10 protein-coding genes are annotated in these 9,389 nt (G+C 43.2%); all 10 read right to left on the bottom strand.

Annotation, left to right across the window (positions count from 1 at the left end):
• On the bottom strand, nucleotides 1–436 hold a 436-nt coding region (locus B9J84_RS04585), incomplete at its 3' end, for a DUF2884 family protein (RefSeq protein WP_143698834.1).
• A 142-nt stretch (nucleotides 437–578) separates the two neighbouring features.
• Nucleotides 579–1,643, bottom strand: a complete 1,065-nt coding sequence (dinB, locus tag B9J84_RS04580) for a DNA polymerase IV (RefSeq protein WP_094123635.1) — start codon at nucleotides 1,641–1,643, stop codon at nucleotides 579–581.
• A gap of 116 nt (nucleotides 1,644–1,759) precedes the next feature.
• Nucleotides 1,760–1,993, bottom strand: coding sequence for a (Na+)-NQR maturation NqrM (gene nqrM, locus B9J84_RS04575; protein WP_013856179.1), 234 nt, complete (start codon nucleotides 1,991–1,993; stop codon nucleotides 1,760–1,762).
• Between the two features lie 8 nt (nucleotides 1,994–2,001).
• The gene (locus tag B9J84_RS04570) at nucleotides 2,002–3,009 is read right to left on the bottom strand and encodes an FAD:protein FMN transferase (protein ID WP_094123634.1); all 1,008 of its coding nucleotides are present in this window, start codon (nucleotides 3,007–3,009) and stop codon (nucleotides 2,002–2,004) included.
• Between the two features lie 178 nt (nucleotides 3,010–3,187).
• Entirely contained in the window at nucleotides 3,188–4,411 is a 1,224-nt protein-coding gene (gene nqrF / locus B9J84_RS04565) for an NADH:ubiquinone reductase (Na(+)-transporting) subunit F (protein WP_013856176.1), read from the bottom strand.
• Between the two features lie 33 nt (nucleotides 4,412–4,444).
• A complete protein-coding gene (gene nqrE, locus B9J84_RS04560) occupies nucleotides 4,445–5,041 on the bottom strand; it encodes an NADH:ubiquinone reductase (Na(+)-transporting) subunit E (protein WP_013856175.1) in 597 nt (198 codons plus the stop codon).
• Between the two features lie 7 nt (nucleotides 5,042–5,048).
• Nucleotides 5,049–5,681 (bottom strand): NADH:ubiquinone reductase (Na(+)-transporting) subunit D, encoded by a 633-nt coding sequence (locus B9J84_RS04555; protein WP_013856174.1) that lies wholly within the window; start codon nucleotides 5,679–5,681, stop codon nucleotides 5,049–5,051.
• Nucleotides 5,681–6,448: a Na(+)-translocating NADH-quinone reductase subunit C gene (locus B9J84_RS04550; protein ID WP_013856173.1), complete on the bottom strand. Its 768-nt coding sequence runs from the start codon at nucleotides 6,446–6,448 to the stop codon at nucleotides 5,681–5,683. The genes B9J84_RS04555 and B9J84_RS04550 overlap by 1 nt, the downstream gene beginning before the upstream one ends.
• Entirely contained in the window at nucleotides 6,438–7,682 is a 1,245-nt protein-coding gene (locus tag B9J84_RS04545) for an NADH:ubiquinone reductase (Na(+)-transporting) subunit B (protein WP_013856172.1), read from the bottom strand. The genes B9J84_RS04550 and B9J84_RS04545 overlap by 11 nt, the downstream gene beginning before the upstream one ends.
• 5 nt (nucleotides 7,683–7,687) lie before the next feature.
• Nucleotides 7,688–9,028, bottom strand: a complete 1,341-nt coding sequence (locus B9J84_RS04540) for a Na(+)-translocating NADH-quinone reductase subunit A (RefSeq protein ID WP_026027642.1) — start codon at nucleotides 9,026–9,028, stop codon at nucleotides 7,688–7,690.
• Nucleotides 9,029–9,389: the final 361 nt, after the last annotated feature.

Genomic DNA, 9,389 nt, shown 5'->3' with positions numbered 1-9,389 from the left:
ATTCAAAAGTCTGCGCAGGGAGAACCAGCTCACCATCTTTGTAATAACGAGATTCAATATTGGCAAAAAAAGCGGCTATGGATTGCTTGGCGCTATCGAAGGCGTTGGGAGATTCAATACTTTTCGCAACATCATCCAAAATATCATTCGCCAACGCTAAGCCATCACTCGCCATCTGTTTTACTTTAGGCAATGAAGCATTCATGCTTTCTCTATACTGCTCAAGGGCCGTTTTCTGCTCACTGTCGAGCTCCATCTTTTCACCACGGATATAGAGATTATTCTGTTTATCTATCAAAACAGTGTCGGTGCTCGTTTTGAGAATTTCAACCTTATCACCATCAAGGTGAACTTCATGGTTCACATCAACCCGGCACTGCGCTGCCCACAAAGGGGAGCTCAACAACATTAAAGTGACTAACACTACTTTTTTCATTGTTCTCTCTCATCGATCGTTTTATGACTAACCATATCAGGTGTGGATATTTGATGAGTTAGTATTTCTCGCTAGCAATATAAATGATTTCAACCTAAAAACCGTCAATTTAATGACATAAATGTTAGTTTGTTTCACTAATTTAAAAAAAACTGAGCTGCTTATTGAGCATTTCTGGCTTTAACATCACCTGTAAACCAAGTAAGCGAATTTCTCGCCCGTTTTGCCGCAACAAAATATTCTCCAAAAGGGTTCGAAAATCATTGAGCTCTAACTGTGGATGAAGATGCTCAATCGTCGTAATTTGAAAATCGGCAAACTTGACTTTGATCCCTTGTTTGACAATCGAACCATCAACACTCGCTCTGTCTAACCTCGCTTTTATCTCTGGATAGAGATGATGTTCAATCACCTGCCAGCACTCTTCATAACTTGAGATATTTTGACTAAATGTTCTTTCGACACCTAATGATTTGCGCTCCCTCTCTGTCACGACTTCGCGATTATCAATTCCATGACTTTTCTTCCATAGTGAAGCGCCTAATCTGCCAAAGTTACGAAGTAACTCTCGATAGTCCGTTAGCTTGATATCTTCACACTTATAAAAACCCGCTTGGTGCAACTTTTCCAGACTAACCTTACCGACACCGGGTATTTTCTCTAGCGGCAATGAATCGACCACCTGCTGTACTTTATCGGGTGGTATTACAAATTGACCGTTAGGCTTATTCATATCAGAGGCCACTTTAGCCAAAAATTTTACAGGTGCTACACCTGCAGAGGCGGTCAGTTGGAGTTCGTTGTGAATATCATGGCGAATGGCTTGAGCTATCAATGTTGCGCTTCCTTGACATAACGGTGAATCACTCACATCAAGAAATGCTTCATCTAATGATAACGGCTCAATAATGGAAGTATAACGTTCGAATATCTGTCGGATTTGAATGGAGATAGCTTTGTATACCGACATCCGCCCCGGAACGACCAGCAGATTGGGACATAATTTTAAGGCTTGAGCAGTCGGCATTGCGGAACGAACGCCAAATTTCCTCGCTTCATAATTGCAAGTACTTAACACACCACGCTGCTTTTCATGACCACCAACGGCTAGAGGGCGATGCCTATATTCGGGGTTATCACGCATTTCTACCGCAGCGTAGAAACAATCCATATCAATATGGATAATTTTTTTGATTTTATTTTCCAATTCAAAACCATCAAAAGACTGTATACATAAACAGTATATTCTTGGTTTCTATGGATTGAAATGAATTGCTTTTAAAAATTAAAGAGCCTGCACAAAACAGGCTCTTTAATCGTAGCTCAGGCGATACGATCTTTTTCCCAATGCGCTAACTTTTCAGCTCTTGCTGCGGCCTTAGCTTCGCGTTTTTTACGTGCATCACAAGGCTCTGGGCAATTGCACACTTTTTCAATGCCAACAGCACCTAATCCACCACAACTGCCTTTGACTACTTTCTTTTGAAAGACATAGCCAACCGCCATCGCGGCAATGACACACAGAAATACACTGAATGTAATGAAAAAAGTATTCATAACTTAACTCACTTTTTATTTAGAAATGGCTTAAATGCGCTGGAGGCAATCTCTTCAAAACCTTGTTCTGTTTTCACAATCATGAACACAGGAATATTGTATTGCTCTGCAACCTCAATACCTTTCGTCTCTCCTAGTACCATTAATCCAGTCGCTAGGCCATCTGCCGTCATTGAAGATGCGTCCAAAACGGTAACCGATACCACTTTATTATGGATGGGTTTTCCAGTGATTGGATTGATAATGTGAGAATAACGCACACCATCTTGCTCAAAATAATTGCGGTAATCACCTGAAGTGGCAATTGCCAGATCACCAGGTTCAATGATCTCTTGAGCGGTACGTTCATCAACTGTCGGTTTTTCTATGGCGATTCGCCAAGCTACGCCTTCTCGATTTACGCCTTTTAAGCGCATCTCACCACCGACTTCAACCATGTAATTGGCAATGCCTTGTGATTGAATGTAGTCAGCAACCACGTCGACTCCCCATCCTTTCGCAATAGTTGAAAGGTCCACATAGAGATTAGGAAGATCTTTACTTAACGTAGTGTCGGTTGCGCTAAGATGCTCAATGCCTATATTGTTTTTACGCTCAGCCAATTCAGCATCGCTTGGCACCACATCAGGACGAGCTTCAGGGCCAAAACCCCATAGGTTAACCAAAGGACCAACAGTGACATCCAATGCACCTAAAGTAAGACCGTTAAGACGCAGCGCTTCTTTCACCACGATTGCGGTTTGAGAAGAAACCGTAAAAGGTTCCGTTCCTTGATATTGATTAAAACGGCTGAGCTCGGAATCTTTACGATAGGTCGACATTTGATCGTTCACTTCTTCCAATAACCGATCAACTTCCTTTTGGAGAGCCTCCGAGCTAGGGATCCCTTCAGCTTTCAGGTACTTAATATTGTAAGTCGTGCCCATAGTAGGGCCACTGAGATGAACTTGCTCAACCGATTTTTCACAACCCGCCAAGATGAATAGAGAAGCTAACGCAACAAGCCATTTTTTCACTTGTTTACTCCTAAAAATGAAAGTGAATATAGAAAAGAAGTGGTTATAGAAAAGAAATTCCTACACCTATTTTCTATGTTAACTGAGTTGGAATTCAAAGCCACAAGGCAAAACTAAAACTAAAAAAACAATGGCTGACTCATCAGAGCCAGCCATAAGTTTTACTTACTTCAGTGAATTAACCACCGAAGTCATCAAGAAGGATGTTCTCATCTTCTACACCAAGGTTCTTCAGCATGCCAATCACAGCCGCATTCATCATCGGTGGACCACACATGTAGTATTCACAATCTTCAGGCGCTTCATGGTCTTTCAGATAGTTTTCATACAATACATTGTGGATGAAACCTGTGTATCCATCCCAGTTATCTTCAGGCATTGGATCAGAAAGCGCACAGTGCCATACGAAATTCGAGTTTTCAGCTGCAAGGCCGTCAAAATCTTCAACGTAGAACATCTCACGCTTAGAACGCGCACCATACCAATAAGACATCTTACGGGTAGATTTTAAACGCTTAAGCTGATCGAAGATGTGTGAGCGCATTGGAGCCATGCCCGCACCACCACCGATAAAGACCATTTCTGCATCCGTATCTTTGGCAAAGAACTCACCAAATGGACCAGAAATAGTACATTTATCACCTTCTTTCAGTGACCAAATGTAAGAAGACATCTGACCCGGTGGCACATTGGGATTATTAGGCGGCGGCGTAGCAATACGCACGTTTAGCATAATAATACCGAACTCTTCAGGATAATTCGCCATTGAGTAAGCACGAATAATATCTTCATCAACTTTTGACTCGTAGCGGAACAGGTTAAATTTGTCCCAATCGCCACGATACTCTTCTGGCACGTCAAAATCTGAATATTTGATGTGGTGTGCTGGCGCTTCGATCTGAATGTAACCACCAGCACGGAAAGGTACTGACTCGCCATCAGGGATCTGAAGTTTAAGCTCTTTAATGAAGGTGGCTTTGTTGTCGTTAGAGATAACGGTACATTCCCACTTTTTAACACCAAAAATTTCTTCAGGAAGTTCAATATCCATGTCTGTTTTCACAGCCACTTGACACGCTAAACGTTCACCCTCACGAGCTTCACCTTTAGTAATATGATCAAGTTCAGTAGGAAGAATATCACCACCGCCAGATTTCACTTTTACACGGCATTGACCACAAGAGCCACCACCACCACACGCCGATGATACAAAGACACCAGAACCTGCAAGTACGCTCAGTAGCTTACCACCTGGATTAGTCACAATAGACTTATCTGCATCACCGTTAATTGAAATTGTAATGTCGCCTGTTGGAACTAGCTTAGATTTAGCAAATAAAATTACCAAAACGAGTGCTAGAACAATCAGGGTAAACATCACTACACCAAGAATAATGTCCATTGACTATTCCTTAATTGTTGCGGTTTACCCGACTTACAGTTGAACACCAGAGAAAGACATAAAGCCTAACGCCATTAGACCCGCCGTGATGAAGGTAATCCCTAAACCACGTAAACCCGGAGGTACATCTGAATATTTCATTTTCTCACGGATACCGGCAAGAGCGACAATAGCTAACATCCAACCCACACCCGAACCGAAACCGTAAACGACGGATTCAGCAAAGTTATAATCACGCTGAACCATGAAAGATACACCACCAAAAATGGCGCAGTTCACTGTGATTAAAGGTAAGAAAATGCCCAGCGCGTTATACAAAGGTGGGAAAAAACGATCCAATATCATCTCTAAGATCTGTACCAATGCGGCAATAACACCGATAAAGGTAATGAAATTTAGAAATGTAAGATCAATATTTTCACCCAATGCACCCGGTTTAAGTAACAAGTTATAAACCAAGTTATTCACTGGTACTGAAATGGTCAGAACAACAGTAACCGCAATCCCTAAACCAAACGATGTCTTTACTTTCTTAGATACAGCAAGAAATGTACACATACCCAAGAAGAAAGAGAGTGCCATGTTTTCGATAAAAATCGATCGAACAAGCAAACTGATATAATGTTCCATAACGCCCTTACTCCTTCGCTTCTAGTTGTTCAGGTTTGAACGTGCGAATCGCCCAAATCATGAAGCCAATTAGGAAGAATGCCGAAGGTGCTAGCAGCATCAAACCGTTAGGTTGATACCAGCCACCATCTTTCACAAGAGGTAGAACTTCCATTCCAAATAGCTTGCCTGAACCAAGAAGTTCGCGGAAGAAACCAACAGTGATCAATACAAAACCATAACCCAGACCATTACCGATACCATCGATAAAGGAAGGAATCGGTGCCGACTTCATTGCAAATGCTTCAGCACGGCCCATTACGATACAGTTAGTAATGATCAACCCTACGAACACCGATAGCTGTTTCGAGATATCGTATAAGTAAGCACGTAGGATCTGGTCAACAACAATAACCAATGAAGCAATGATCGCCATCTGAACGATGATACGCACACTGTTAGGTATGTGGTGACGAATTAACGAAACGAATAAGTTAGAGAAAGCCGTTACAAACATAACGGCTAGCGTCATAACAAACGCCGTTTCCAACTTAGTGGTTACCGCAAGGGCAGAACAGACACCAAGCACTTGAAGTGCGATTGGGTTGTTATCCAACACCGGCGCTAGAATGCTCTTTTTAATCTCTTTTGCGCTAGACATTAGTTCAAACCTCCGTCACGAACTTTTGCTAGGAATGGACCAAAGCCCATATCACCTAACCAGAAGTCGAAAGTGTGTTGAACACCGTTACTGGTCAGTGTTGCGCCAGAAAGTCCATCAACGCCATGCTCAGATCCGGCAGGAGCGCCACCTTTCACAACTTTAATTGCAGGTTGGTGGTTGTCATCAAACAATTTCTTGCCAACAAATTGAGCACGCCATGATGGGTTTTCAACTTCACCACCCAATCCCGGAGTTTCACCTTGTTCGTAGTAAGTAATGCCGGAAACGGTATTACCATCGGTTTCTACAGCCACAAATGCGTACATCATTGACCACAAACCATTACCGTGAACGGGAACAATCACTTTAGAAATCTCGTCGCCACTTTTCACTAGGTAAACAACCCCAGTATTGGCACGACGAATAATCTTCGCTTTATCTTGTTCCGCTGTTAGCTTGATAGATTGAGCTGGGTCTTTAGAAGCTTTGCGTTGATCATAGGCCGTTGCATCGCCATCAACAAAGTTCCCGGTTTTAAAATCAATCAAACGAGGTTCAATGTATTTAGCAAAAAGCTCTGGCACGCTGCCAGACTCGTTAATGCCTGCAACTTCAACAATCTTGCTTTGCTTATCAAGTACTGCGTTAACTTTTTGCTTGTCACGCAGGCCAACCGCTGCTGTCGATACGATGATTGAGCACACTAAGCTCAATGCGATAACAACAAACAGCGTTTTTTTAATGCTATCGTTATTACTTGCCATAGCGTGCTAGTCTCCGCTTGATGTTCTTCTCAATCACAATATGGTCAAACAAAGGTGCAAATAGGTTCGCAAATAAGATCGCCAGCATCATACCTTCTGGGTAAGCTGGGTTAACCACACGAATCATCACACACATTGCACCAATCAAAATACCGTATGCCCATTTACCTTTATTAGTAAATGAAGCCGATACTGGGTCGGTTGCCATGAAGAACATACCAAACGCAAAGCCACCAAGTACTAGGTGCCAATGCCAAGGCATATTAAACATTGCATTTGTGTCTGAACCAATAACATTGAACAGCGTTGATATGGCAATCATACCTACCATAACACCCGCAATAATGCGCCATGAAGCAATGCCCATGTAGACAATAAATGCCGCGCCAATCGCCAGTGCTAACGTCGACACTTCACCGATAGAGCCAGGAATGTTACCAACAAACGCATCCATCCAAGTAATGGCTTCGCCAGTGACCTTATTGATCAGAGCACCGTTACCACCTTGAGCCCATTGGCTTAGCGCCGTTGCACCAGAAAAACCATCTGCAGCTGTCCAAACAACGTCACCAGAGATTTGTGCTGGGTAGGCGAAGAATAGAAAAGCACGACCGGCTAATGCTGGGTTTAGGAAGTTACGCCCGGTACCACCAAAGATTTCTTTGGCAACAACCACGCCAAAGGTAATCCCTAAAGCGGCTTGCCATAAAGGCAGTGTGGGTGGAACAATCAGAGCAAACAAAATTGAAGTTACAAAGAAACCTTCGTTAACTTCATGCTTACGCACCATACAAAACAGCACTTCCCAAAAACCACCGACCAAGAATACCGTGGCGTAGATAGGTAGGAAGTAAGTCGCACCGAGCAGCATCATACTTGCCCAACCGGCTTGCGTACTTAATGTACCGCCAAGCATTTCAGTTAGCCAATAGTGCCAGTTACCACTGATGACTGTCGCCAATTCAGCGCCAGAATACAGATGGTTAAGTGCAGTAATCGATTGGTGACCAACGTTATACATACCCCAGAACATCGCTGGGAATACCGCTAGCCAAACCATGATCATGATGCGTTTGAGGTCAACGCTATCACGAACGTGTGAGCTTCGTTTTGTAACTAAACCAGGCGTATAAAAAAGCGTTGCGGCTGCTTCATACAAGGCAAACCATTTTTCATGTTTGCCGCCAGGTTCAAAATGATGCTCGATGTCTTCAAGAAACTTTTTAAGGCCCATGAAAATTACCCTTCCTTCTCAATCTTGTCTAGGCACTCACGAAGTAGCTGACCATATTCGTATTTACCAGGACATACAAAGGTACACAATGCGAGATCTTCTTCGTCCAGTTCAAGGGCACCGAGACGTTGAGCGCTATCGATGTCACCTGCACATAGGTCACGAAGTAGGAGCGTTGGTTCCATATCTAGTGGCAACACTTTTTCATAGTTACCAATAGGTACCATCGCACGATCACTACCATTGGTTGTGGTTGTCATGTTGAACAACTGACCTGTGAATAGATGACCAAGGAAAGAGCGAGTGACTGAAAATTTGTTCTTGCCAGGCATTGCCCAACCAAGAAAATCTTTGTCACGACCTTCACGCAGAACCGATACTTGGAGGTGGTAACGACCAAGATAAGCTACAGGCCCCGCCGCTTTCACACCAGAAAGTACAGAACCAGAGATGACACGAACTTCGCCCGGCATCAATTCGTTATCCGTTAACTCTTCGAGGCTAGCACCAATCTGAGTACGGACAAGACGAGGTTTGTTGACTACGGGTCCTGCAAGCGACACCACTCGTTGTGTGTATAGCTCACCGGTTAAGAACAATTGACCAAACGCAATCACGTCTTGGTAATTGATGCTCCACGCCACATTGACTGCATTTACTGGATAGAGGAAATGCATGTGAGTCCCTACAAGACCTGCAGGGTGTGGGCCATCAAACACATGTTCTTCAACGTTTGGCTGTGAAGAGCGTGGTAAGCTAGTACCAGATTTACAGACGTAAACCTTACCCTCAGTCAGAGTTGAAAGGATATCGAGACCAGCGACGAATGCTTCAGATTGCTCATTAATGATCGTCTCAGGTTTTGCCGCTAATGGATTGGTATCCATTGCTGTCACAAAAATAGCCTGAGTTGAAGACTCAATTGCTGGAACCTTGCTAAACGGACGAGTACGCAACGCAGTCCAAAGACCAGACTCAACTAACTGAGTTTTAACCGTTTGACGGTCAATACTTGCTAGTTGGCTAGCTTCAAAGCTATCGAACGTGATTTGCTCATCACCTGCCACTTCAATCACTACGGATTGTAGGACACGTTTGGCGCCACGATTGACTTCGATAACCTTACCGCTTGCTGGTGAAGTAAATTTAACACCCGGATTCTTTTTATCTTCAAAAAGAATTTGAGCTTTCTTTACTTCATCGCCTACGCGAACATGCATGGTAGGACGCATGCCAACGTACTCTTCGCCAAGCAAGGCGACTTTAGTGATGGTCTTACCATCATTAATCACCTGGGAAGGAGTTCCTGCAATAGGAAGGTCCAAACCCCTTTTTATTGTAATCATACGCACTTGCACTATTTTATCGGGAAAAAGATTCTTTTAATTGCGTAAGTTCAAGGCTTGTTTATCTTTCATGGTCGTTCTTGATAAGAGGCCAAATGAAAGTTAAACCAGCCTTAGACACGACATTTCTGTGTCCGATTTTGGCTTGTTTTAAACGCCAGAACCGCAACATCCTTTTAATAACCTCATCACAAGTATGGTATGAGATCCATTAGGTGCAATAGTCTAGCATTTTTTCGGAACCTGATGCCATGACCAATCCTCTGATAAGTCGTTTTATTTGGAAGGATTTGAATCATAAAGGCTAGCGAATAGTCATAACTTTGAAGCATCGCACAAATAACCTATTCCTTACCCCTTA

This window comes from Vibrio sp. V03_P4A6T147 (genome assembly GCF_002241085.1).
Taxonomy (GTDB): domain Bacteria; phylum Pseudomonadota; class Gammaproteobacteria; order Enterobacterales; family Vibrionaceae; genus Vibrio; species Vibrio anguillarum.
The sequence above is the reverse complement of the archived record's forward strand: the minus strand, read 5'-3'. Positions and strand labels throughout refer to the sequence as shown.

Excerpts from the sequence above, each read along its gene's own strand:
- nqrM (WP_013856179.1), bottom strand. The coding sequence starts at position 1,993 with ATGAATACTTTTTTCATTACATTCAGTGTATTTCTGTGTGTCATTGCC.
- nqrF (WP_013856176.1), bottom strand. The coding sequence starts at position 4,411 with ATGGACATTATTCTTGGTGTAGTGATGTTTACCCTGATTGTTCTAGCA.
- nqrE (WP_013856175.1), bottom strand. The coding sequence starts at position 5,041 with ATGGAACATTATATCAGTTTGCTTGTTCGATCGATTTTTATCGAAAAC.
- B9J84_RS04555 (WP_013856174.1), bottom strand. The coding sequence starts at position 5,681 with ATGTCTAGCGCAAAAGAGATTAAAAAGAGCATTCTAGCGCCGGTGTTG.
- B9J84_RS04550 (WP_013856173.1), bottom strand. The coding sequence starts at position 6,448 with ATGGCAAGTAATAACGATAGCATTAAAAAAACGCTGTTTGTTGTTATC.
- B9J84_RS04545 (WP_013856172.1), bottom strand. The coding sequence starts at position 7,682 with ATGGGCCTTAAAAAGTTTCTTGAAGACATCGAGCATCATTTTGAACCT.
- B9J84_RS04540 (WP_026027642.1), bottom strand. The coding sequence starts at position 9,028 with ATGATTACAATAAAAAGGGGTTTGGACCTTCCTATTGCAGGAACTCCT.